At 38.1% G+C, this 26,085-nt stretch carries 20 protein-coding genes and 3 pseudogenes; 15 read left to right on the top strand and 8 right to left on the bottom strand.

The features are described from left to right. The first annotated feature begins 39 nt into the window (after nt 1-39). Complete coding sequence (locus Xish_RS19145; RefSeq protein WP_279625624.1) at nt 40-162, top strand: hypothetical protein; 123 nt, start codon at nt 40-42, stop codon at nt 160-162. Then, nucleotides 104-304 (top strand): annotated as a pseudogene (locus Xish_RS19400) (hypothetical protein); the annotation flags it as partial. The gene Xish_RS19145 and the pseudogene Xish_RS19400, both read left to right, overlap by 59 nt. Here the strand turns inward: Xish_RS19400 and Xish_RS18640 are convergent. The 3 genes from Xish_RS18640 to Xish_RS12175 form a co-directional block, all read right to left on the bottom strand. Beyond that, nucleotides 258-395, bottom strand: coding sequence for a hypothetical protein (locus Xish_RS18640; protein WP_167383267.1), 138 nt, complete (start codon nt 393-395; stop codon nt 258-260). The pseudogene Xish_RS19400 and the gene Xish_RS18640 overlap by 47 nt on opposite strands. A gap of 228 nt (nt 396-623) precedes the next feature. Continuing rightward, nucleotides 624-1,157 carry a hypothetical protein gene (locus Xish_RS12170; protein ID WP_099118089.1) on the bottom strand — a complete coding sequence of 178 codons (534 nt, stop codon included), beginning with the start codon at nt 1,155-1,157 and terminating at the stop codon, nt 624-626. After that, nucleotides 1,132-1,401, bottom strand: coding sequence for a hypothetical protein (locus Xish_RS12175; protein WP_099118090.1), 270 nt, complete (start codon nt 1,399-1,401; stop codon nt 1,132-1,134). Before Xish_RS12175 ends, Xish_RS12170 begins: the two co-directional genes overlap by 26 nt. A 163-nt stretch (nt 1,402-1,564) precedes the next feature. Between Xish_RS12175 and Xish_RS12180 the strand changes: the two are divergent. The 6 genes and pseudogenes from Xish_RS12180 to tadA all read left to right on the top strand — a co-directional run. Further along, a pseudogene (locus tag Xish_RS12180) lies at nt 1,565-1,973 on the top strand (transposase); the annotation flags it as partial. Between the two features lie 52 nt (nt 1,974-2,025). Then, nucleotides 2,026-2,187, top strand: coding sequence for a helix-turn-helix domain-containing protein (locus Xish_RS18990; RefSeq protein ID WP_244186019.1), 162 nt, complete (start codon nt 2,026-2,028; stop codon nt 2,185-2,187). 167 nt (nt 2,188-2,354) lie between these two features. After that, entirely contained in the window at nt 2,355-3,002 is a 648-nt protein-coding gene (locus Xish_RS12190; protein ID WP_099118091.1) for a hypothetical protein, read from the top strand. Between the two features lie 170 nt (nt 3,003-3,172). Further along, nucleotides 3,173-3,994, top strand: a complete 822-nt coding sequence (locus Xish_RS12195; RefSeq protein WP_341865758.1) for a DNA-3-methyladenine glycosylase 2 — start codon at nt 3,173-3,175, stop codon at nt 3,992-3,994. Nucleotides 3,995-4,140: 146 nt separating this feature from the next. Then, the gene (locus tag Xish_RS12200; protein WP_099118093.1) at nt 4,141-4,794 is read left to right on the top strand and encodes an HD domain-containing protein; all 654 of its coding nucleotides are present in this window, start codon (nt 4,141-4,143) and stop codon (nt 4,792-4,794) included. Nucleotides 4,795-4,842: 48 nt separating this feature from the next. Then, the gene (tadA, locus tag Xish_RS12205) at nt 4,843-5,337 is read left to right on the top strand and encodes a tRNA adenosine(34) deaminase TadA (protein WP_099118094.1); all 495 of its coding nucleotides are present in this window, start codon (nt 4,843-4,845) and stop codon (nt 5,335-5,337) included. 138 nt (nt 5,338-5,475) lie between these two features. Here the strand turns inward: tadA and Xish_RS12210 are convergent, their stop codons facing one another. Together Xish_RS12210 and Xish_RS12215 are read right to left on the bottom strand one after the other, a co-directional pair. After that, complete coding sequence (locus tag Xish_RS12210) at nt 5,476-6,981, bottom strand: hypothetical protein (RefSeq protein ID WP_099118095.1); 1,506 nt, start codon at nt 6,979-6,981, stop codon at nt 5,476-5,478. Nucleotides 6,982-7,273: 292 nt separating this feature from the next. Then, a complete protein-coding gene (locus Xish_RS12215) occupies nt 7,274-9,220 on the bottom strand; it encodes a hypothetical protein (RefSeq protein WP_099118096.1) in 1,947 nt (648 codons plus the stop codon). Nucleotides 9,221-9,694: 474 nt separating this feature from the next. Between Xish_RS12215 and tnpA the strand changes: the two genes are divergently transcribed. Beyond that, on the top strand, nt 9,695-10,150 hold the full coding sequence (gene tnpA, locus Xish_RS12220) for an IS200/IS605 family transposase (protein WP_099118097.1): 456 nt from the start codon (nt 9,695-9,697) through the stop codon (nt 10,148-10,150). 120 nt (nt 10,151-10,270) lie between these two features. Here the strand turns inward: tnpA and Xish_RS12225 are convergent, their stop codons facing one another. Together Xish_RS12225 and Xish_RS12230 are read right to left on the bottom strand one after the other, a co-directional pair. Then, nucleotides 10,271-11,881: a hypothetical protein gene (locus Xish_RS12225; RefSeq protein WP_099118098.1), complete on the bottom strand. Its 1,611-nt coding sequence runs from the start codon at nt 11,879-11,881 to the stop codon at nt 10,271-10,273. Nucleotides 11,882-12,119: 238 nt separating this feature from the next. Then, nucleotides 12,120-14,063, bottom strand: a complete 1,944-nt coding sequence (locus Xish_RS12230; protein WP_099118099.1) for a hypothetical protein — start codon at nt 14,061-14,063, stop codon at nt 12,120-12,122. A gap of 577 nt (nt 14,064-14,640) precedes the next feature. On the opposite strand from Xish_RS12230, the pseudogene Xish_RS12235 reads away from it, so the two are divergent. Together Xish_RS12235 and Xish_RS12240 are read left to right on the top strand one after the other, a co-directional pair. Beyond that, nucleotides 14,641-14,868 (top strand): annotated as a pseudogene (locus tag Xish_RS12235) (transposase); the annotation flags it as partial. A gap of 89 nt (nt 14,869-14,957) precedes the next feature. Then, nucleotides 14,958-15,806 (top strand): hypothetical protein, encoded by an 849-nt coding sequence (locus tag Xish_RS12240; RefSeq protein ID WP_141553979.1) that lies wholly within the window; start codon nt 14,958-14,960, stop codon nt 15,804-15,806. Nucleotides 15,807-15,875: 69 nt separating this feature from the next. Here the strand turns inward: Xish_RS12240 and mltF are convergent, their stop codons facing one another. Next, on the bottom strand, nt 15,876-17,399 hold the full coding sequence (mltF, locus tag Xish_RS12245; protein ID WP_099118101.1) for a membrane-bound lytic murein transglycosylase MltF: 1,524 nt from the start codon (nt 17,397-17,399) through the stop codon (nt 15,876-15,878). Nucleotides 17,400-17,665: 266 nt separating this feature from the next. Between mltF and purL the strand changes: the two genes are divergently transcribed. From purL to glrR, 4 genes are all read left to right on the top strand, one after another. Then, the gene (gene purL, locus Xish_RS12250; RefSeq protein WP_099118744.1) at nt 17,666-21,553 is read left to right on the top strand and encodes a phosphoribosylformylglycinamidine synthase; all 3,888 of its coding nucleotides are present in this window, start codon (nt 17,666-17,668) and stop codon (nt 21,551-21,553) included. 710 nt (nt 21,554-22,263) lie between these two features. Next, entirely contained in the window at nt 22,264-23,703 is a 1,440-nt protein-coding gene (locus tag Xish_RS12260) for a sensor histidine kinase (RefSeq protein WP_099118103.1), read from the top strand. Between the two features lie 5 nt (nt 23,704-23,708). Continuing rightward, nucleotides 23,709-24,581, top strand: coding sequence for a two-component system QseEF-associated lipoprotein QseG (qseG, locus tag Xish_RS12265; protein ID WP_244186021.1), 873 nt, complete (start codon nt 23,709-23,711; stop codon nt 24,579-24,581). Between the two features lie 2 nt (nt 24,582-24,583). Then, nucleotides 24,584-25,921, top strand: coding sequence for a two-component system response regulator GlrR (gene glrR / locus Xish_RS12270; RefSeq protein WP_099118104.1), 1,338 nt, complete (start codon nt 24,584-24,586; stop codon nt 25,919-25,921). The last annotated feature ends 164 nt before the right edge of the window (nt 25,922-26,085 follow it).

Consider the following 26,085-nt stretch of genomic DNA (forward strand, 5'->3'; position numbering starts at 1 on the left):
TCTCTCAGTTTGGCGACTTAAAGTTATAAAGGAGTGGCTATGTCATTTCAACTCACCTCGAAAGTCGAGCATCGCGTTAATCTTATTTTTATTTTGAGCGAATCTCGCTGGACAATTTGCTATCGAGAAGTGCTGGGCACGGGATTTGTGGCATTTGAGTAATCTAATTGCCAGAAAACTGCTTTCTCAGACATTGGGTATTTTTGCCAATTTTAAACAAGGTAAAAGTCAACGCGACTGGCTTCAACAAGCCAACGTTATAGGATGTCAAAGTCGAGCATCGCGTTACATTTCAATAAATTGACGATTTCATCTAGTGGCATACGATTACATCCTTCACGGTGCACCTCATGATCACCCTGATTATCAGTTTTAGTATGAACGTAATATTTCATGCGTTTTCTCCTAAGCCACGCCATGCGCAGCCTTGGAATATTCATCTAAATATCCCGCCAGTCTAGGATTTTGAACTACCTGAAAATCATCGGTAGTTGAATGAAACCATCAAACCCATCTTTCGTGGGGATGCTCTCTTTTTCGCTGATGATTAGATTAACCACCTGATTTATATAGTATTATTGGATGTTCTCGCTCGATGGCTCATTCCGAATACACTACAGTGGTTATTGATGAAGCCCAAACCAACGGAAATTTCGTTCCGCTCCCTCTAACTCTTCTTGTGGTTTTATTATCCAGTAACGACCCGTAGTAACAAATTCCATCACATCAACATGGTGCATTGGAGCCTTAACAGGTAACCCCGTAAAATGAGATAACGCCCTAGCAAAGCCTGTTCTTCCGGTATAGCACGCAACTAACCGAATACTTCGGATGCAATAGCTTAAAATTAGTGGTTTGATACTTTCTGCGAGGTCGCTTGGTGATAAAGGTTGTGCATGAGGTAATTTCTCTCGGCAAGGAAACCCTGCAATTTCAGTACCAGATAAAGGACGTTCTACAGAGTGTCCTTGAAAAGAAGCTCTATTGGGGTCTCCATGTCCAAAAATATTAAGCCTGGGGCCTGACTGGTTTTTCGGTATATCCAAAAAATAATGATATTGTTCATCATGACTGACCACAAGCTTCACGCTACCTGTTACCGCTTCCTGTAAGGATAATTTATAAATATCGTTAAAATAATGTCGATACCATCCCATAACACTCTCCTTTCTGACGGTATATATTTTGTAATACTGATATCCGCACCTTCTGGAAAATCCACTCGGTGGCAATCAGGTTTTCGGCTGCTCCCCACTTATCACCTTTGGGTGAGCTAACAGCGGCATCAGGATTAACCCTGCCAGATGATTTAGATTTTCTCGGACGATCATCTAATAATTTATTATTAGATATATATTCTTGTTCATGACGTGCGGGATTATGTGCGCCTACTTGTTCCATTGGACACCTCTTTATGTTTTTGCTGATATATTCAGCATGGCTCACTGAAGCCGTTTAGGAGAGGTGTCCATTTTATTAATTCTGGATAAGAAATTGACGAGAAGCCTGTTCCAAGAGCAAAGTTTTGGTGCACACCGAAAACAACTCCGAGGGGGAACAGGCTATGGACAAGTTAGTTGAAATTTTCTGCGATGTCGACGACTTTTGTCGTTTTTTTATCCCTTAATGGACGCAGTTCTGTCTCGATAACGGATACCGCCTGCGTCGCAGACAAGGACTCATGTATCCCAGTGAAATCATGACCATCCTGATCTGCTTTAAAATGCCTTATTACATTGATTTTAAATATTTTTATCTGGCGCACATTTGGATATATCATCATCACGATTTTCCCACCTTGCTCAGTTATTCCCGTTTTGTCAGTGTCGTCTCTTCCGTTTTGATACCCTTGTGCAGTTATCTGACTCAACTCAAAGGAAAAACCCTCGAGGATAACGTTTATCGATTCTACCAGTTTGCGCGTGTGTCATAACCTCCGTATTCCCCGGCATAAGGTGTTTGAGGGTCATGCTCCCAATGATTAGATATTGTGATAAAATCCCTGCTTTTTCTTATGGATGAGATATGGCTAATCGACAACTCTCACCTGAGATACAGCAATATAACCGACAACTCGTGATACGGATGTATCAGGAAGGCGTTTCACGGCAGACGATTGCCGCCGCTTTAGGTATTAACTACAACACGATTTGTATTTGGGTCAGAGCCTGGAAAAAGGGGCAATGAGGCCCTAGTGCAAGGTCAACGTGGTCGCCACCTCATGGAAAAACGCCTATTGACCCCCATTCAGGAAGAAAAAATTCAGCAACTCCTGTATGATAAAGCGCCGCCCCAAATGCAACTTTTATCATGGTATATACTTAAGTATGTTTTAAATTCTTTAGAGTAAAAACATGCTTGAATACATCGTAAAGTACGGTAATGATATGGTGAAGGTCTTGGGAACTATCGGGACTTTTATTGGTATTATTCTGTCTGTATTAAAGAAGCTTTATGCAGATGTGAGTGTTTTCAGAGAGAGAAGGGCAATAAAATACATAAAATATCTCAATGAATACAATGCTTATTTAGATGAGCTGAGTAAAGATTATATTAAATATGAAATTGCATCTGAGATAATGTTTGATGTTACAAAAATAAAATCTGATAAATTTAGAAGTATATTTATCAAGTTGAAACAAGGTGGGTTGGGATCGGAATATATAGATCTCCTTAAAAAATTAAAAACATGCACTGTCTTAAATTCTGGCGTAGTTCAAGTTAACATTAGTACCTCTTATTATTTTTCTTATTGTTTTGAAAAGATATTTTCAACTTATTTTTTCACGTTAGCATTTGTTGTATTGGTTGTATTCCTATTTAAAGTTGATACTCTGAATAATACTATCGGCAGTGCTTTAGATTTCTTTTTGGTTGTTTTAAGTATGATATTACTTATGGGGATTGGTATCTATTTATTAATGTTAAGCCCATCCAAATATCAAATCCGAAAATTAAATGAAGAGTTAATGAAATATAAAATCGATGATGTTATTTTGTAGACTGGGTTTGTTGATTGTCATTGTATCCAAATTTGAAATCTGTTAGACAGTGGGCTTAATTCTGTTTGTCTTCTGGAGCTACCTAAATGAAAGCAAGCTGTTTAACTGAAATTATATTACCTAACAATTATCACTCGAGAGATTTTTTAGCCTTCCACCAAAGGGATGAAATGGGGGTTTCTGAAATCGTGAAACAGAATAAAATTAAAAAAGGGATTATTTGGCATGAAAAACCCGCCCTTTTGACAATCATAATAGAAGAGAATAAGGCAAAAATACAGCTTGATATCGATGGTGGTAACGATTGCTCTTCACAACATCAAGCATTATCGACGCTAGCTTCCCATATGCTTGGTTTGAAACAACCCGTTGATATATTCGAATCTATCTATCAAGATCATCCTGTTATTGGGGAATTGGTTAGCAGGCAAGCGGGCTTACGCATTTATCAGTCTGCGACACCTTTTGAAGCGCTTAATTGGGCGATAATCGGGCAACAAATTAGCTTAAGCGCAGCAATTTCCATTAGACGACGTTTTATTCAGGCAGTGGGGATTCAGCACTCTTCTGGGTTACTGTGTTACCCTAATTATAAGCAAGTGATGCAATGTTCACAGCATAATCTCCGTCAGTGTGGTTTTTCTGTAGGTAAAGCCAATGCCTTATTGAATGTTTGCCAACTTATTGACTCTGGGGTATTGGAGCTAAATATTCCAGAGGGAGAAAATGGGGTGAAACGGCTGACAGATAGCTTGCTTGCTATCAAGGGCATCGGCATGTGGACAGTTAATTATGCCTTGCTACGAGGATTCAATTATCTGGATGGTTCACTACATGGCGATGTTGCCGTCAGGCGTAATCTCCAATATTTGCTCAGCCAAAAAGAAAAAGTGAGTGCGGAACAGGCAGAAAAATGGCTGGCAGGTTTTTCTCCCTGGAAAGCGTTGGTGGGGGCGCATTTATGGCAACAGCAATCCAGTAGTGGATATTAATATCATTCCAACTTCTTTGTCAGGTGTTTTTCGTCAAGCAGCAAGACGGCTGGCAAGAACATGGATTACAAGTTGGGATTCATCATGATTCGGTGATTTGAGTGTAGTCAGCGGACTGGTTTGGGGAAATAGGAGAGATTTTGGTTATGTTATCTTTTTCACCGTTTGAAGATTTGGCGCAACAGCTTTTACCTATGGCAATAGAAGGTGATGATGGTGCGCATGATATTGCTCACCTTCATCGGGTATGGCGAAATGCCAAACAAATTTGTGAAGCGGAATCTGGTAACTTGCGATTAGTGTTTGTCGCTGTGCTATTGCATGATTGTGTGAGTGTTGAAAAAAATGCACCAAACCGACATCTTGCCTCACGCATGGCAGCAGAAAAAGCAGCATTAATACTGAAAGATTTGGCATGGGACGAGAAGGAGATTAATGCTGTCTGCCATGCGATTGAAGCGCATAGTTTTTCAGCAGGTTTATCTCCCAGAACATTGGAAGCGAAAATTGTGCAAGATGCGGATCGGCTGGACTCTATTGGCATGATTGGTGTTGGGCGTTGTTTTTACACCGCTGGCCGTATGGGTTCTTCATTGTATGACCTTTATGATCCACTGGCAAAGCAGCGCGAATATAATGATAAGGCTTATACTATCGATCATTTCTTTACTAAGTTGTTTAAAATTGAATCAGGATTTCAGACTGTATCAGGTAGAAAAATGGCGAGTGAAAGGACTGAGCGAATGAAAATGTTCCTTGATGATTTTCTTGATGAGATTCAGGTTGAAGTAGCGGATTGAGAGGACTGGGTATAATAGGCGAAATTTTTATAAGTAAGAGAATGGGCAGTGACAGAAAATTTTAGTGATGAATATTGGATGCGTCGGGCAATAGATTTAGCAATGCAAGCGCAAGCAAAGGGCGAAATTCCAGTTGGTGCTGTATTGGTAGCAGATAATAAGGTGATTGCTGAGGGATTTAACCATCCAATCACTGACCACGATCCCACCGCCCATGCAGAAATTCTTGCGTTACGGCGGGGCGGGGAACAATTGCAGAATTATCGTCTGTTGAATACGACACTGTATGTCACTTTAGAGCCTTGTGTCATGTGCGCAGGTGCGATGGTACACAGCCGGATACAACGGTTAGTTTATGGTGCCAGCGATATGAAAACGGGAGCAGCGGGATCATTGATTGATATCTTGCGTCATCCAGGCATGAATCACCAAATTGAGATTACCGGTGGTGTGTTGGCGGAAGAGTGCTCCACTATGTTGAGTGCTTTTTTTAAACAACGCAGGGAGCAGCATAAGGCGTTGAAAAAAATGAAAGCTCAGTAACAGGAAATGCCATAGTCAGTTATATGTGAGTGCTCTGGCTTCGACTGACAGATCAAGTCGCGACTAGTATAAATAAAGAATTCAATAAGTAATTTTATTGAATTCTTTTTTTTAATATCGTTTCCACATTATTATATTTTAAAATGTAACAATATGACCGGACCAAATACCACCATATGTCACATCTCTATCATTATCATCACCAACCTGATAATCAAAGAAGATTTCTCCATCATGTTCAGGAAATGCCAAATTATTATTTAATAGGTCATAAGGTATATTAAACTTCAATACTGCTGTTTTTCCATCTTCATTATCTGGTTGATATGGCATTGTATTTTTAAAAGGATAAGTTACTGTTTTGTTTTTAGAGTTAATATATAAAGTCAGAATAATTTCTGAACCAAGTTTTACTTTAGTATTATCACTATTATCATTAGTTCCTGTTATTGTGACAAATAAACCCGCATCACCTTGGTTATTTGTATGGTTAGATATTTTTTGATTATTTATACCGCCATCTTGTTCTATAAGCACATCGAAGCTAGAATAAACCTTACAGGATTCATATATTCTATCAATGTCTTTCCACGGTTTATTTGGTCTTCCTCGATAAGTAACACTTACAGGATAGGATTTAGCTAAAGTATCTCCATTCCCTCTTATTATAAGATAAGAAAGTTGTGATGGTTTATTTTCCTGAAAAATAAAGTATGGCAATTTAATTAAACATTGATTGTCTCCATTTATATCAATGGCTCTAGCGTAATACTTGTATTCACTATTAACATTAAACAATAAGAAATCATCAATTTTATAATTTTTACATGGCGTTATATCTATCCAAAATTTTCTTTCTCCTTCCGATGTTAAATTACCGTCAATAGCAGTAACCACTTCAGGTGGTTGTTGATCATACCCCACATCATCATCAATAATGATAAAAATAATGCTATCAGAAACAGAAAAGTCGCTTGGTATTTTTATTATTGAAGACAAATAAATAATTAATGGTAATGGCTTAATAGGAGATATGTAAAATTCCACCTTCCCTTCATTATCTGAGTTTATAGAAAAACCAGAATAAAGAGAAAGTTTTTGAATATTTATTTTAGTTCTTCCATCATTAGCATAAATATATACTTCTTCTAGCTGATCAAATATCCTGCTTTTTATAAAAATCGGAATTCCTGATAATGGACTCCCATTTTTATCTTTGATAATTGTATGTACTTTAGTTGATACAGTACCTATTTGAGAACTATTAAATGACGCTGGTACTGATAAGAATTCATTATCCACGATTAATTTCAATGACTCAGGGTAAATTTCTTTTGAGATATATTGCAATGTTTTTTGCTGAACACCATTCAATGATGTTTTTACACTAAAATAAATCTCTTCATTTTCTGCTATAGAATTAATTACAGTAAGAGTCACTGTTGCCGTAGCCTTTTTATTATCACTCTCCAGAGTTAAGGTAATATCTTCAGTTGGTATAGAAATGTTTTTATTATTAAAAAATGAAATTGTTGAACTGCTATCTATGATCTCATCAGATAATAATTTCACTGTAAACAAAAAACTCTGCCCTATGATTAAATTACCCTTTTCTGGCAGTGAAAAAGTCATATCACTAGACATATATTTATTCCTCTCATATATTTTATGTTTTTTATTTATTTTCTGTGCTGGCCAGACCCCATAATTATTTATGCTATCGGAAATAAACTTCCTTACCAAAGCTATTTAATTCAATGTCTAATATGTATATAAACTAAAGGATATAATTAAATTTATAAAACTACCAAACACTCCCTTACTCCTCGATATATGAGGAATAAGGAACTATCTTATGTTCAGTTACTCACTAGAATACAAGGCCATTTTTGTTAATTTTTTTATAAAATTACATTATGCTTGCTTTATATTTCAATTAATTAGAACCAGGGGGTGGTGTAGTACCAATATATCCGTCCCAAACAGCACTATACTGAATAATTTCATCTTTAAAAAATTGATAGTCAAAACTGATATTACCCCTCCAATTAATACCGATAATATCATCATAAGGAATATGAAAGTAAATAGAGTTTTTATTACCTGGGCCACCTATTTCTTTTAAATCAATCTGTTTGGTATAAGATTTAGTGAAATTTTTATTATCTGAATTAATATACATGTTTAGAGTAATATCTGTTATATCTAATGGAACTGGATTCAATTTCGCTTTAGAATCATTACCTTGAGAGCGTATAATCTCAATAAATAATCCATTATAGGTGTACCCAGGATATTTCATAATGTTATCATAACCAATACTGTTAACAGGTGGTATAGCAATATTGGGGTCAACACCAATGCTGGGATGAACTATGCACATATCATAGCTTCTCTTAACTTCTGGCTCAGGTTCATAGAATACACCACCTAAATAAGTGACTGGTAGTGTTTCAGAATATAAGGTATCCCCTGTTGGTTTAACTACAGAATAAGAAAATTCATATGGTTTAGATTGTTGTTCAAATATTGAATAAGGAATTTTTATATTATACTGATCTAACTGTTTTTTAGGATTCGAAATAAGCAGCTTATGACCAGTAAACTTAAGGTTATTGGCCTGTAAATCTTTAACAAAAAATAAAATTGTATCACCTGGTGATACTGTATCGTAACTACTTACTGATGTCATAAAGTATGGTAGTCCTGAATTTGCATATATACCACTGGGATCATAACCAAAAATATCAGGTGTTCCTATAGAATTCATATAACCTGGTTCAATATAATTAACTATATAGATTATTTTCTTAGCCAAAGATTCAATGTTATCCAGAATAATAGCCTTTAACTCAACTGTACCTACCAATGCTAGTTTAGGATGTAGATAAAACTTAACTAAGCCATCACCATCTGAAGTGAGCATTATCCCATCATTAGGTCCAATCTTTTCAGGAATAATATCAATATTGCCAGCATCCTTAAAATTAAACTCGTTCATTTTATGTGCAGCTACGGATGTAATAAATATAGGCGTACCAACTAATTTTTTCCCAGATTTACTTTTCAAAGTCGTGTATACTGGCGTGAAATTATTCTCTAATGGTTTGCTATTACTGATAAGCGGTGTTTGCAAATAAGGCTTCTCAACAAAAAGAGCTAACGAGCCAACATCAATTTCATTCGCCTTGCCTATAAACCCTATAAAGTTGAAGTCACCTTCACTAGTCGCTGCATCAGTATGAATCTCAAATATAATTTGAGAACCATCTTGTATAGGCGTACCACTTGGATCTTCCACAGTAAAACTTAATTGGGCAAATGCTTTTTTATGACCGTCTATGTAACTAAGATTAATAGGATTATTAATATCTTGATCAAATTTTATATTTGCGTTTTTTATGGTAACATGTTTGTCTGGTAAAATAAGTTGATCTGAACTTAATGTTACTGTAAAACTCACACTCTGGCCTATCACTAAATCTGCTTTCTGATTAATTGAAATCTCCATTTTATTATTCATGGCCTTAGCTTTGCCTGTGAAATTCACGTTATTAAATATAATTCCACTCGATGTTGCATCAGTATCTATTTCAAATGTAATATTATCACCATCATGTACTGGGTTGTTTCCTACCGTCTCAAGCACCGTAAAACTCAAATCGGCAGTTGCAGTGAGACTTTTATCCCCATAAACAAGTTTAATAGGATTACTAACATCTTGATCAAATTTTATATTTTTACTGACTTTTTTTACTGTTATAGACTTATCAGTATCAATACCTGTATCCGATATTAATGTTACTGTAAATTCCCTTTGCTGACTTATAAATAAATCATCAGCCGGTTTAAGTGAAATATCCATATGAGTATTAGCCGTCATTTTATCACCTCGGATTATTATTACGATTAATAGATTATATTAATTTCATTCCGTTTAAAAAATTTACTATGGAAATGGTTATTAAAAATAAAATTACTATATTTAAAATAAATTTAATATTACCTGTTATGTAACCATTTCAACTTTGATGCTCAACATAGTCGTATAAAAAATAAAAAACCAATGAAAAAAAGTTATCAGTTGATAATTTTTTTCATTGGCAAGATTTTATTATATTTTATAAGCCTTGTTTCGTTTTATATTATCTTATCAAGGCAACATCATAACCACCCGTTATACGGGTGGTTATGATGTTTTGTTATGGCTTTAGCCAGTTTAAGTCGCGTTAGCGTCTTAAACATAAAACCACCCGCTTTGCGGGTGGAGTTCAAAGGTTATACCAAGAAAAACACCTTTCCGCTACGATATAGATGTTCAAGCTAATACTCGTAACTCAAATAAGGAAAGGTGTTTATGGGCATTAAAGCACAAAGCTCAGCGCATACAAAGTGGCTGTGTAAATACCATATCGTCTTTTCGCCGAAATATAGACGGAAAGTGATTTTTAATAATATTCGTTCAAGTGTGGGAGAGATCCTCAGAGACCTTTGTAAGTATAAAGGTGTGGAAATAATCGAAGGTCATCTCATGCCAGATCATGTTCATATGTTGGTGAGTATTCCACCAAAGCTAAGCGTTTCAAGCTTTATGGGATATTTGAAGGGTAAAAGTTCGTTGATGATCTTTGATAGACACGCCAATTTAAAATATAAATTTGGCAACAGAAAGTTTTGGGCGGAAGGGTTCTATGTCAGTACGGTAGGGCTAAATGAAGCGACAATTCAAAAGTATATCAGAGAGCAAGAAAAGTCGGATTTAATCTCGGATAAATTGAGTAGTAAAGAGCATGTAGACCCCTTCAAGGGGTAGGCCAAAGCAGCAAAGACACTTAGCTTGAACGAAGAGAAAGCAGCGTCATTTAGGCGCAGTCGGTAACAAGCCCTTATAGGGCAAGAGCAAACCACCCGTTATACGGGTGGTTATGATTAATTAATTACCTGTTTCACCAGGGCCTGCGGTTGTTTCAATATTTGAAGTCCATGTTACACTATGTTTCAATAATTGATTTTGATAGAACTGATAGTCAAAATATATATAACCATGACCTTCTATACCAGAGATATCATCGTAAGGAACATGGAAAAAAATAGAGTCAGGATTACCATTGCCAGTACCGCCAATTTGAGATAAGAGTATTTGTTTAGTGTAAGATTTTTGGAAACTGTTATTGTCTGAATTGATATACATTGTCAGAGTAATATCTGTTATATCTAATGGGACGGGATTTGTCTCTGCATTAGGACTAATATTATTAGAACGTATAATCTCAATAAATAATCCATTGTATTTATATCCAGGATATCTCATTATGGCGTCATAATTAATATAATTACCCCAATCAGGTTGTAATATGTCATCTGGCCCAGCACCAATGCTGGCATGAACTATACAAGGTGCAAATTCTCTTTTAACACCTGTAATAGGTTCATAAGGAACGCCACCTAAATAAGTGACTGGTAAGGTTTCAGAGTATAAAGCATCACCTCCTTTTTTAACTACAATATAAGAGAATTCATATGGTTTAGCTTGTTGTTTAAAAATTGAATATGGCAATGTTATACTATATTTATCTAATTGACTCTTTGGATCTTCAATAACCGCAGAGTAACCAGTAAAATTAGTAGTTTTAGTATCCAAATCTTTAACGAAAAATAAAATCATGTCACCTGGTGAGGCTTGATTATAACTACTTATAGATATCATGAAATATGATAGTCCTGAATTTGCATATATACCGCTAGGGCTATAACCCAAAATATCGGGTGTACCTATAGAGTTTAAAAAAGTTGGTTCACTATAGTTAATTATATAAATCAATTTATTAGCTTCACTTCTAATATTAACTACATCACTTAAAATATAACTCCATAAACTAACTACACTTACTAGTGTTGTTTTAGGGTACAGATAAAATTTCACTAACCCGTTATTATTCGATGTGATAGTTAATCCTTCAGTATGGCCTACTTTTTCAAGAAAGAGAGGAACTGTGTTAGTTTCATCTTTAAAACTAAACTCGTCCATTTTATTATGCTGTTGTGATGTAATAAATATTGGTGTTCCTACCAATACTTTTTGGGTGTTTTTATTTTTCAAAATCGTATATATTGACGTATATTTCGGTTTTTCGCCATCTAGCGGCATTTGTAAGAAAGGTTGTTCAACAAAAAGTGTCAATGAATTTAAATCAATTTCATTCGCCTTACCCGCAAATTTTACAATATTGAAATCACCTTCACTAGTCGTTGCATCAGTATGAATCTCAAATATAATATTAGAACCATCTTGTATAGGCGCACCACTTGGATTTTCTACAGTAAAACTTAATTGGGCAGATGCTTTTTTATTACCGTCTGTATAAATAAGGGGGATAGGATTTTTTTGATCTAATCTTATATTTTTACTTGTATTTTTTATGGTAACCGTTTTATCCATTAAAATAGATTGATCTGAACTTAATGTTACTGTAAAGCTCACGCTTTGGTATATCACTAAATCAGCTTTGGTATTAATTGAAATTTCCATTCTGTTATTTATCATTCTACCGCCTCATGTTTTAATTTATATTAAATACAGACAAACATTAGTAATGCAAATAAACGTATTATTTCATTTTTTCTAGAGTTATTAATACAGTAAATATTAATCTAGCATTCCGCACCTTATTTATAATTTTTCTTTATATTTAAAATGAATTAAAATTTACATGTAGATGCGGAATATATAATTTATAAAGTATAAGAATTAAAATAAGTATATTATTATATAGTTTGAACTATCAGTGATTTTTTACGCCTTCTGGAGCAGCATAGGTATCAATAGATCCATTCCAAACTACACCATACTGTAATTTTTCATCTAGGTAAAATTGATAATCAAAACTAAGCCCTCCATATTCTACACCAGCCAAATCCTTATAAGGAATCTGGAAGAAAATAGAATCTTTGTTACCATCACTACCAATGTTATCCAATGTAATTGGTGTGTAGTAAGTTAACATTACATTTCTATTCGGTGAATCTATATACATATTTAAAGTAAAATCCGTTACACTTAATGGAACTGGATTTACTGTTAAAGCAGGATTCTGAATATTAGAACGAACAATTTCAATAAATAATCCATTATGTTTATGGCCGGGATATTGCATAATGCTGGCATAAGCAACACCATTATAAGTTGGGATAATATTATCAGGGCCAACACCAATACTGGTATGAACTAAACAATGTTCATAATTTCTACTAACATTCTGGTTAGCTTCGTAAGGAATACCACCTAAATAAGTTACTGGTATTGGTTCAGAATAAAATGCATCGCCATTCAATTTGACTGCGGTATAAGAAAATTCAGATGTTTCACCTTGTTTAAAAATGGCATAAGGAAGTGCTATACTATAATTATCTAACTGTTTCTTTTGATCTATGATAGTTATAAACTGCCCACTATAATTTCCGTTAACAAAAAATAAAACGATATCACCATTTTCTACTCCATCATAGCTACTTATTGATGTTAGGAAATTAGGGTCTGTAGTATGTGCTGTTAATCCTTCAGGGGTATTACCCTCAATACTTGGCATACCTATAGAATTAAGATAACCCGGTGCTTTATAATTAATAGCATAAATTGCTTTCTTAGCTGCGACCGAAATATTAATTATATTACTTAAAATAACAGTAGATAAATTAAGTACACTTACGAGTGAAGTTTTAAGATGGAGATTAAATTTTATTACTCCATTTTCATTTGAAGTGATAATAATTCCTTTATTCGGCCCTGCTTTTTCAATGACAATAATATTGTTATTTTCAGCATCCTTAAAGGTAAATTCTTCCATTTTATTATGCTGTTGTGACGTGATAAATACAGGAGTATATTTTAATGATTTCTGTGTGTTTTTATTTTTTAACGTTGCATGTACTGGTGTGTATTTTTTTTGACTTCCATCTAATTGCATCTGTAGGATAGGGTGTTCAACAAAAAGAGCTAACGAGCCAACATCAATTTCATTCGCCTTGCCTATAAATCCTATAAAGTTGAAATCACCTTCAATAGTCGCTGCGTCAGTATGAACTTCAAACTTAATCTCAGAACCATCTTGTACTGTTCCGCCACTTGGATCTTCCACAGTAAAATTTAATTGGGAAGATGCTTTTTTATAACCGTCTGTGTAAATAAGTGCAATAGGATTATTAATATCCTGATCAAATTTTATATTTTTACTGGCATTTTTTATAGTAACATGTTTGTCTGGTAAAATAAGTTGATCTGCACTTAATGTTACTGTAAAACTCACCCTCTGGCCTATCACTAAATCTGCTTTCTGATTAATTGAAATCTCCATTTTATTATTATTTACTGTCTTAGCTTTGCCTGAGAAAGGCACTTTATTAAATTCAGTTCCATTCGATGTTGCATCAGTATCTATTTCAAATGTAATATTATCACCATCATATACTGGGTTGTTTCCTACCGTCTCAAGCACCGTAAAACTCAAATCGGCAGTTGCAGTGAGACTTTTATCCCCATAAACAAGTTTAATCGGATTACTAACATCTTGATCAAATTTTATATTTTTACTGACTTTTTTTACTGTTATAGACTTATCAGTATCAATACCTGTATCCGATATTAATGTTACTGTAAATTCCCTTTGCTGACCTATAAATAAATCATCAGTCGGTTTAAGTGAAATATCCATATGAGTATTAGCCGTCATTTTATCACCTCGAATTATTATTATTACTACTAATAGATTGTATTAATTTTATTCCGTTAAAAAAACTTACTACATGAAAATAATTTTAAAATTACTTGTTATGTAATCATTTCAACTTTGATGCTCAACATAGTCGTATAAAAAATAAAAAACCAATGAAAAAAAGTTATCAGTTGATAATTTTTTTCATTGGCAAGATTTTATTATATTTTATAAGCCTTGTTTCGTTTTATATTATCTTACCTTGATAAGATAAAACAATTACCTGTAAGTAATTGTTTTCAAGGTATTTTTGTTAAAATCATAAATTCTGTATTTACTTCGACTAGCAGAACGGGTGTCTTACACTACAATAGTGGCTTTATTTTTATCCATTCCTGATGTATCACCGAATATCCCCCCATTTATATAAATTACCGAATTCATTATATAAACTATAAACTATAAACTATAAACTATAAACTATAAACTATAAACTATAAACTATAAACTATAAACTATAAATATTGGTGGGATCAGAAACTTGCTTATCTGAAAAAGCTTGGGAGGTATGCCTAGCCTATAAAAATGTCATCGTCATGCAAAAACGCTGACCATTATTTTGGATAATTACAGCATTCATAAAAGTCGGCTGGTCAAGGAATGGCTGAAGCAAAACCTGACAGTAAGATTGTTATTTCTTCCGGTTTATTCTCCTTGGCTGAATAAAATAGAGTAGCTATGGCAATCATTGCATGAAACCGTCACACGGAACCATTGTTGCCAATATATGTGGATGCTGATCAAAAGAGTTAAGTTTTTTTAAATGCAGCTTCAAAAAAATCAATGGAAAGGAATAGGAAATATGAAACTCTCATAATTATGAAAAGTTATCTAGTGACTGTGCATCAATTGATGGCAGGTGGACAACAAGGAGATCAAACTTCCACTGGGCAAAAGTGGGTAAATTTTTATGATTTAATGTTTCCTTTTGTGCTTGGGAAAGAGCAATATATTTTTGGGTTAGCCAAGAATTTTATTAATACGTCAAAAAATACATATAATTCCTATTGGATAATTGCAAAACTAGATGAAAAAGGACACAAAGAAGTCATAGATAGTGGCTATTGGGATAGTGATTATGATGTCGGGTTTGCTTATAAAATAGGCGGTGGACAATTTATTTATCTCCATAGTAAAGATAAAGATAAAGATAAAGATAAAGATAAAGATAATAAAGGGAAATTTCCTTATATTATACGAGAAATACTTCAAAATGGAAAAATGGGAACAATAATAGAAAAAGATGGTTGGGATAATTTCTACGGGGCAACATTTTTCTTTTCAATGGAAGGGAAAGAATATATATACATCCATACAAGCTCTAATCTTTCTTTTTTTACTTATGAATTCAATGAAAATGGAAAGATAGGTAATTTAGCTGGTTCTGATGTTTGGAATAATTATTACAATCCGCAGTTTCCATGTTTTATTGGCAGTGATCATTATTATTACATAGGTCATGGATTTTGCTCTAATTATTGGATCTTTATGTATATGTCTATTCCTAAAGAAGGAGTACCTGATGCAAGTACTGAACAAACAGGTCAATGGGATACTCATTATCAATATTTAATTCCATTCTCTATTGATGGGCACCAATATTTTTTGAGACAAGATCAGAGTAAAGACTATTGGCACATTACGGAAATTCTTGCTGATATTAATATGGGAAGTGACACTGATAGCAGCGTTAATCACTAATTATTTATCTTATAAGGCGTTTTACCTTTCAAGCCATTTTTGTGGTCTGTGATAGTTGTAAAACGCCTCTTATTCTCCAATTTGACTTTTAAATTTGTTATTGTTTTCCGCATGATTACTTTCAATGTCAGCCATGTCGGTTTTAACCTTTTCCGCTTGGGGAGTGTTGATTATGGTGGTATCTGTTGGTGCTTCACTTCCCTCGGCTTTCCTGCGGTTGGTTTTTGCCCTCAGATATCCTTCCAGGCTCAAATAGTAACGTCGAATATTTTCAACATAGCGATAAGCTTCATAGCCACGGGCATAACCATATGTCGTATTGGCGTAGTATTTTTTCTTGCTGAGCAGAGGAAGACGCGTTTTAACATCCAGCCAACTGTCTGGATTACCTTTTTGCGCAGCGGTTAATTTACGGGCATCAAGAAGGTGCCCATATCCCATGTTGTAAGCTGCAAGGGCAAACCAAATGCGTTCATCTTCAGGAATGGTTTTTGGCAAACGTTCCATCAGATAGCCCAGATAAGCCATTCCTCCTTTGACACTCTCTTCTGGATCCAGCCGATCGTGAACTCCAGCCCATTCTGCTGTCGGGCGCGTAAGCATCATCAAACCACGCACGCCAGTGGGTGAAGTGGCTTGTGGATCCCAATGTGACTCCTGCCATGCGATAGCTGCTACTAATTGCCAATCAAGTGATCCTGCGTATTGTTGAAAAATTGGCTGATAGGTTGGTAAAAGTTTATCGATGGCGCGAATAAAGGAAATCGTATCGAAATAATCGAATGAACCGATATGGCTGAAATATTTTTCTTGTAACCGTGATGTGATACCGTTTTCAGTCAACATACTGAAAAAATCGAGCATAGCGGAGTAGAGACTATAGTCACTATTGCGCTTTAAATACCAGGTCAGCGGATTCTCTTCACTGACATCAAACGCAACTGCTAAATTGGGATGAATACGCTGTTGCAAAGCTAAACTGAGGGAATCACTGATTGTATAGTCGATTTTTCCCTCAGAAAGTTGTTCGAGCAATTGCTGTGTATTTTTGTGTGGTGTTTCTTCCCAGGTTAACTCAGGATAAGACTTCTCTTTCCACCTTTTCAGTTCGCTTATATGGGCTGAACCTGCCGTGATGATGAATTTGCCTTTTAGATCACCAAACGAATGTGGACGTGTCGTCCCCTTGCGATAAACCAGTTGTTGTATAACTGAAGCGTAGGCAGGGCCAGTGCGTGTTTGATTTAGCCTGTCTTTATTGTAGATAAGCCCGGCAGCCAGGAAATCTGCCTTATCGTTTTCCAAGTCGTCAAAAAGTTGCTTAATGTTGGGACGAAACTTAATGACAAGTTTAACCCCCAGATAATCGGCAAACCGTTTGATTAATTCATAGTCGAATCCTGTTGGTTCGTTTTTGCTGTTAAGAGAGATCAGAGGAGAGTTGATGGTACTCACCCGTAGCTCTCCTCGTGCCAGAATTTTGTTTATCTGCTCCTGCTGTTTGTTGGGCCAATTGATATTGAGGCCAATGATGGCAGCAGAGAGGAGCGCGATAATTACGATAACAAAATAATTTATCTTTATGTTATTCAAATAGTTATCTCTTTACAGAACGATTGGGAACCGTGCGAAGTGTAAGATAATAGCATGGTTAAATTTCCAGTAATCGAGAATTTTGCGTAACAAAGGAGGGATGTGCAACCCTATTAAACCAATTTTGGCACTTTATTGAATGTATTACAGGGTGGATAAATAACCACGCAAACGGTTTCGTCAGAGGAAACATTCCTCTATAATGCTTGCAGTTTCCCCTGAGGCATCAGTCAGGCTTTGCTTCTAAGATGAGAGAACCTATTATTATGGAAATTCTGCGTGGCTCACCCGCTTTATCAGCATTTCGTATCACTAAGCTCCTTTCCCAGTGTCAAGATCAACATCTCCCTGTTACCAACATTTATGCAGAATATGTACATTTTGCAGAAGTTAATGCCCCAATCACGAGAGATGAACGAGAGAAATTAAATAAGCTATTAAAATATGGCCCCTCTTTGGCCGAACTTGAGCCTAAAGGACAATTAATCTTAGTCACACCTCGTCCAGGCACAATATCCCCTTGGTCATCGAAAGCGACGGACATTGTCCATAATTGTGGACTGAACCAGATTGTCCGTTTAGAAAGGGGGATTGCCTATTATATTCAGAGTGTTGGCATGGATGATGGGCAATGGCACACGTTGTCAGCATTATTACACGATCGCATGATGGAAAATGTTTTCACTCAGTTCGAACAAGCCGAAGCCCTGTTTTCTCATCAGCAACCGGCGCCATTAAAACAGATTGATATTTTGCAATCGGGACGGGCAGCACTGGAATCGGCAAATATTGAACTAGGGCTGGCTCTGGCTACAGATGAAATTGATTATTTGTTGAAAGCTTTTCAGGAGTTGGGACGCAATCCAACAGATGTTGAGCTGTATATGTTTGCCCAGGCAAATTCTGAGCATTGTCGTCATAAGATATTCAATGCAGACTGGGTTATTGATGGTCAGACTCAACCCAAGTCTTTGTTCAAAATGATCAAAAACACGTTTGAACAGACGCCAGATTACGTGCTTTCTGCTTACAAAGATAATGCGGCGGTTATGGAAGGTTCTCATGTTGGCCGTTTTTTCCCCGACGCTATAACCGGTGTTTATGACTACCATCAAGAGCCTGCTCATATCTTAATGAAAGTGGAAACTCATAACCATCCAACCGCAATTTCGCCTTGGCCTGGTGCGGCAACGGGTTCTGGTGGTGAAATTCGTGATGAAGGTGCAACCGGACGGGGTGCTAAACCGAAAGCCGGACTGGTCGGTTTTTCGGTTTCAAACTTGAGAATTCCTGGATTTGAACAGCCGTGGGAAGAGGATTTCGGTAAACCTGATCGTATTGTCAGTGCGTTGGATATCATGCTGGAAGGTCCATTAGGAGGGGCGGCGTTCAATAATGAATTTGGGCGTCCGGCATTGTTAGGATATTTCAGAACCTATGAAGAAAAAGTCTCTTCCCATAACGGTACAGAGTTACGTGGTTATCACAAGCCCATCATGCTGGCGGGCGGGATCGGGAATATCCGTGAAGAACATATTCAGAAAGGGGATATTCCGGTCGGCGCAAAATTGATTGTGTTGGGTGGGCCAAGCATGAATATCGGTTTAGGGGGCGGTGCGGCATCTTCAATGACATCGGGTCAGTCTGATGCTGACCTGGATTTTGCCTCTGTGCAGCGTGACAATGCGGAGATGGAGCGTCGTTGTCAGGAAGTTATCGATAGTTGCTGGCAGTTGGGGAATAAAAATCCGATTTTATTTATCCATGATGTCGGGGCGGGTGGTTTGTCAAATGCCATGCCTGAATTGGTCAATGATGGCGGTCGAGGCGGGCGTTTTGAGTTACGCAATATTCTTAATGATGAACCCGGCATGAATCCTTTGCAGTTATGGTGCAATGAATCCCAGGAACGTTATGTTTTGGCTGTAGCACCAGAGCAGTTAGCCCTGTTTGAAGAAATATGTCGTCGTGAACGTGCTCCTTATGCTGTGGTTGGGGAAGCAACGGAAGAACGGCATTTACTGCTGAATGACACCCATTTTGATAATCAGCCAATCGATATGCCGCTGGATGTATTGCTCGGTAAGACGCCAAAGATGCAAAAAAATGTGCAAGTTTTGCAGGCTCAAGGGCAAAATTTGGTTCGCAAGGGCATTGAGCTGGCAGAAGCGGTAAAACGCATCTTACATTTGCCTGCTGTGGCGGAAAAAACATTCCTGATTACGATTGGAGATCGTTCCATAACCGGTATGGTTGCCCGTGACCAAATGGTTGGCCCTTGGCAAATCCCGGTCGCAGATTGTGCAGTGACTACCGCCAGTTTGGACAGCTATTATGGCGAAGCCATGTCAATGGGTGAGCGAGCGCCGATTGCATTGTTGGATTTTGCGGCATCGGCACGTATGGCGGTGGGTGAAGCACTGACCAATATTGCCTGCGCCTATGTACAAGATCTGAAACGCGTGAAGTTATCAGCTAACTGGATGTCAGCATCAGGCCATGCTGGTGAAGATGCGGGCTTGTACGCGGCTGTCAAAGCCGTGGGCGAAGAGTTGTGTCCGGCCTTGGGGCTGACCATTCCGGTTGGCAAGGATTCGATGTCAATGAAAACCCGCTGGAGTCAAAACGGGGAAGAGCGTGAAATGACTTCACCACTTTCATTGGCTATCAGTGCGTTCGCTCGGGTAGAAGATGTTCGTCGTACTGTGACACCAGAATTATCTACGCAAGATGACAATGCGTTGCTGCTGATCGATCTGGGTAAAGGGCAAAATGCGTTGGGCGGAACGGCATTGGCTCAAGTTTATCGCCAACTTGGGGATAAAACCGCAGATGTTCGCAGTGTTGAGCAATTAGCGGGTTTCTTTAATGCGATCCAACATTTGATTTCAGAACAAAAATTGCTGGCTTATCATGACCGTTCGGATGGTGGCCTATTGGTGACATTGGCTGAAATGGCTTTTGCAGGCCATTGCGGTTTGTATGCTGATATCAGTGCATTTGATGAAGATATTCTGGCTGCATTATTTAATGAAGAACTGGGGGCGGTAATTCAAATTCGTGAAACTGACAGAGAGCAAATTGAAAACCTGTTGGCAGATTATGGATTACATGAATGTGTGCACTATCTGGGTAAAGCCAGGGCTGGTGATGATTTTGTGATTTCCAGTGGCAATATGGAAGTTTATCGTCAGAAACGCAGCACATTGCGCTTATGGTGGGCAGAAACAACGTGGCAAATGCAGCGTCTGCGTGATAACCCTGAGTGCGCAGATCAAGAACATCAGGCAAAACAGGATGTGGATGATCCTGGCTTGAATGTGAAATTAACTTTCGACCCCGCGGAAGATATTGCGGCTTGCTATATTGCAAAACAAGTGCGCCCGCGCGTTGCTGTATTGCGTGAACAGGGAGTTAACTCTCATGTTGAGATGGCAGCAGCATTCCACCGAGCAGGTTTTGAGGCGGTAGATGTTCATATGAGTGACTTATTGGATGGTCGGATCACATTAGATCAATTCCAGACTTTGGTTGCTTGTGGTGGCTTCTCCTATGGAGATGTGCTTGGCGCGGGTGAAGGTTGGGCGAAATCCATTCTGTTTAATTCACGGGTACGTGATGATTTTGCCAGTTTCTTCGCAAGGCCGGATACGCTGGCATTAGGTGTGTGTAACGGTTGTCAGATGATCTCTAATCTGCATGAATTGATCCCAGGTACAGAACACTGGCCGCGCTTTGTCCGTAACCGTTCAGAACGCTATGAAGCCCGTTTTAGCTTAGTGGAAGTGGCAAACAGCCCTTCACTGTTCCTGAAAGATATGGCCGGTTCTCGTTTGCCGATCGCGGTGGCTCATGGTGAAGGGCTGGTGGAGTTTAGAAACAACCTGAGTTTAATGGAGCTTGAAAAGCACCAGCAGGTCGCATTGCGTTTTGTGGATAACTACGGTTCAGTGACAGAAAACTATCCAGCTAACCCAAATGGTTCCGTAAACGGTATTACTTCTGTGACCAGTCTTGATGGAAGAGTCACGGTGATGATGCCTCATCCTGAAAGGATATTCCGCACGGTTAGCAACTCTTGGCATCCTAAAGAATGGGGAGAAGATAGCCCGTGGATGCGTATTTTCCGTAATGTACGCAAACAGTTAGGTTAACAGAAAAGGCTCTGAAAATTCATCAGAGCCTTTATTTTTTACTTTGCGCTTTGGCATTATTAATCATTATCTATGACACTGTCTCTATATCGCGACAACAGTGCTTTATGGTGTCTCAAAAAGGAGACGCTTAATTGATTGATATAAATTGAAAAATATTTTCCTGGAGTGAGGTGTCATAAATAGGCGACACTAAGACTTATCAAATATGAAGAAATACCGATAATAAAATGCAATAAGTATATATTTTTATTTATTTTCAGTAATATCAATTAGGTAAAAATAATTTTGCGAGTTGGCATGTAATGTGCATAATATGAAGCAGTTGCTCATTCATCTTTTTATGTCGGCCCGCAATGAGGTGGAAACATGCCACATAAAGCCCGGAATGATGCCAAAGTAAGGTGCCTACCGTCCAACTCAATGATACTCGCCTTCGGGCCTTATCAAACACAGGGCGACACGTGGAGTGAGGCACCACCTACATGTTCATTGACTAGCATGAAGGTTCCTCACTGGCGGGATGGTAAAAAAAATTACTGTCCCGCCATCATTATCGTAGGTTATGCCTGTCCATCATGTTTAAGTATGCATCCGCATATTCTAATTACCTGTTATTTCAATTATCTTCTGTTTTCAACTATTATTCTGACCATTTTCAATAAGAAAATAAAAGTAACTGTAGCATCAATATCATTACAGGTTATGAGATGATTTCTTTGAAAAAATGGCGTTTATTTCCACGCTCATTGCGCCAATTGGTTGTCATGGCTTTCTGGCTGGTTTTATTACCACTATTAGTTTTAGCTTATCAGGCTTACCAAAGTCTTGATCAGCTTAGTACTCAGGCGGCTGAGATCAATCGTTCAACTTTGGCGGATGCTCGCCGTAGCGAAGCGATGGTTGGAGTAGCTCTTGAGATGGAGCGTAGTTACCGCCAATACTGTGTATTAGGTGATAGTCGGCTAGAAAAGCTTTATCAACGTCAATATCGGCAATACATGAATATGCTCGGTAATCAGATGGCAATGCTGGCTAATGCGGAATATACGAAGAAATTTAATGAATTATTATCAGGCTTGAGCAAAATTTCATGTAGTAATGGAGCACCAGAAGCGGCTGCATCTAAACTACTTGAAGAATTTTCCAGGACTAATAATCTTTTGGTACAGGAAACCCGTAATATTATTTTCAGTCGTGGTGAACAACTGCAAAAAGATATCGCTGATAAAGGACAATTTTTCGGTTGGCAAAGCCTCATTTTATTCTTGCTAAGTGCTTTCTTGATAGCCTTATTTACACGTATGATCATTGGTCCGGTAAAAGGCATTGAGCGGATGATTAATCGGCTCGGAGAAGGGCAATCATTGGAAAATCAGATTGACGCCTTTAAAGGGCCACGGGAATTGCGCTCATTGGCTCAACGTATTATTTGGCTAAGTGAGCGTTTATCTTGGCTAGAGTCTCAGCGCCATGAGTTTTTACGCCATATTTCCCATGAACTGAAAACTCCTCTGGCAAGTATGCGTGAAGGAACGGAGCTATTGGCTGATGAAATTGCAGGGCCTCTGACGGCAGACCAAAAAGAAGTTGTCAGTATTTTGGATAGTAGTAGTAAGCATTTGCAGCAACTCATTGAGCAATTGCTTGAATATAACCGTAAATTAGCGGATGGTGCTGCCGAACATCAGATCGTTTCTTTAAAAGAAATTGTGGATGGTGTCGTATCATCACATCAATTGCCGGCACGGGCAAAAAATATTCATACAGAAATTCAATTGGATATGGATTATTGTTGGGCGGAGCCTGACTTATTGACACGGGTGATTGATAATCTCTACTCCAATGCAGTGCACTATGGCGCTGAATCCGGTAACATTTGGATTTCTAGTCAGCAAGTGGGAAAAAACCTTCAAATTGACATTGCCAATACAGGAACGCCCATCCCAGAGTTAGAGAAAAGTATGATCTTCGAGCCATTTTACCAAGGAAAATTACAACGAAAAGGGGCAGTTAAAGGAAGTGGTCTTGGCTTGAGTATCGCGCAAGATTGCATTAAACAGATGCAGGGAAAGCTTTGCTTGGTAGACTCTGACTTTTCTGATGTATGTTTTCGAATCGAACTGCCATTAACCGCAGGGAATAACTAAATAATATGTATAACAGGTTTACTTACCGCTTTATGACGGAGATGGAACAGCGAAATCTTGTGACTAAGCCAATGAAAAAAATGGCTGTTAGGTCATCTATTCTGGCACGTGCTTCCACCCTGCGCTTTCGAGCCATATTGCTATTGTTTGTTCCCTATTTACTGGCAGGATGCGTTAAAACCAGTGATTCAGACAATTTGGCAACCCTGGCGCAATCTATCTTGCCAGAACCGAATGTTGCGGATTATCGTCTTAAGGATTGTGATTCAATCTGGGATATCACGAAACCAGCAGCGCTGGAAAATGGGCTTTATTGGCTGAGGTTTATTGATTGCTCAGAGCGGTTGTCTTCAACAGAAGCTCGTGAGATGGCAAAACGGTTTACCCCAGATATTCCGGCTAATTGGCATCAAGTGCTTAAGCAAAGTATTTTAATTGGCAGGGCGACTTCTGTATTAACTGAACGCCGGAAAATGGTGGAAAACTTTAATCGGTATAGTATCCAATTCCCTGCCACTTTGCGGCCATTACTTCAATTGTGGCGTGAGCAGCAATATCTGAAAATTAATCTTGCTGAAGAAAAATCTAAATTCCAGCGCTTCCAGTTTGACAGCGATAATAAAATTGATCGCTTAAAAGAAACACAAGCACGTTTAGAATATGAGCTTCATTCCATGTCCCGCAAACTGGAAAATCTGACCGATATTGAACGCCAACTTTCCTCCCGTAAACAAGAACAAAGTAGTGTTGTTACTCCTAACACGAATACTTCATCGGATAATAACGCAGAACCGAAAGACAAACCCGCAACAGACGAAGATACTAAAGCGGAAGCCAATCCTTCAAAAAACAAGCCAAAAGAAAAAGGAGCTGAATAGTAATGACGGTACGTAATTCCGCCCATCTTCTTTTAGTTGATGATGATCCTGGCTTGCTAAAACTATTGGGAATGCGTTTAACCAGCGAAGGATTTCGTGTCACGACTGCGGAAAGTGGTTATGAGGCGTTACGCATACTAGCGAGAGAAAAAGTAGATTTAGTAATCAGTGACTTACGCATGGATGAAATGGATGGTATGGCACTGTTTGCAGAGATTCAAAAACAGCATGCCGGTATGCCGGTTATTATTCTGACGGCGCATGGCTCTATTCCTGATGCCGTGGCAGCAACGCAGCAAGGTGTATTTAGCTTCCTGACCAAGCCTGTTGATCGTGACGCCCTTTACAAAGCCATTGATAATGCGCTGGAACTATCAACGCCAGCCATTGATGGGCAATGGAGCGAAAAAATTGTCACCCGAAGCCCTCTGATGTTGCGTCTATTGGAACAGGCAAAGATGGTGGCTCAATCTGACGTGAGTGTTCTGATTAACGGGCAAAGTGGAACCGGTAAAGAAGTTCTGGCTCAGGCTATTCATCGGGTAAGTCCCAGAGCGAAGAAGCCTTTTATTGCGATTAACTGTGGTGCCTTGCCTGAGCAATTACTTGAATCTGAATTATTTGGCCATGCCAAAGGCGCATTTACGGGCGCCGTTAGCAGCCGAGAAGGGTTATTTTTAGCGGCGCAAAGCGGAACATTATTCCTTGATGAGATCGGTGATATGCCGATGGCGTTGCAAGTTAAGCTTTTGAGAGTGTTACAGGAACGTAAGATTCGCCCGTTGGGGAGTAATCGGGATATTGATATTGATGTCAGAATTATTTCTGCCACTCACCGCGACCTGCCTAAGGCCATGCAGCGTAACGAGTTTCGGGAAGATCTCTACTATCGATTAAATGTGGTTAATTTGAAAATTCCCGCTTTGAACGAACGTGCAGAAGATATTCCTCTATTGGCTAATCATCTGTTACGTGAAGCTGCCAAACGCCATAAACCTTTTGTTCGTAGCTTTTCCACCACGGCCATGAAATGCCTGATGGCAGCAAGTTGGCCGGGTAATGTTCGTCAATTAGTCAATGTCATTGAACAGTGTGTGGCATTGACGATGGCGCCGGTCATTAGTGATGCTCTGGTTATCCAGGCATTGGAAGGGGAAAATACGGCATTACCGACATTTGTGGAAGCTCGTGGGCAGTTTGAACTGAATTATCTGCGTAAATTGTTGCAGATAACTAAAGGTAATGTCACTCATGCGGCTCGCATGGCAGGGCGTAATCGGACAGAATTTTATAAGTTGCTGGCACGCCACGAGTTGGATGCTAACGATTTTAAGGAATAACTTTTCTGCTACCCCAGAAATTCTTACACTAAGCAGAAATTATATACCCCGCTAAGTTTCAAATTGCTAAATACAGGCAGCTTAAAAACACAGGGTATAAAGATTGAGTTGCTTTGCTGCTGAAACCCAGTAAGGCAGATAGATGATTTATGGCCCAGGAGAGC

The organism is Xenorhabdus ishibashii, from assembly GCF_002632755.1.
Lineage (GTDB): Bacteria > Pseudomonadota > Gammaproteobacteria > Enterobacterales > Enterobacteriaceae > Xenorhabdus > Xenorhabdus ishibashii.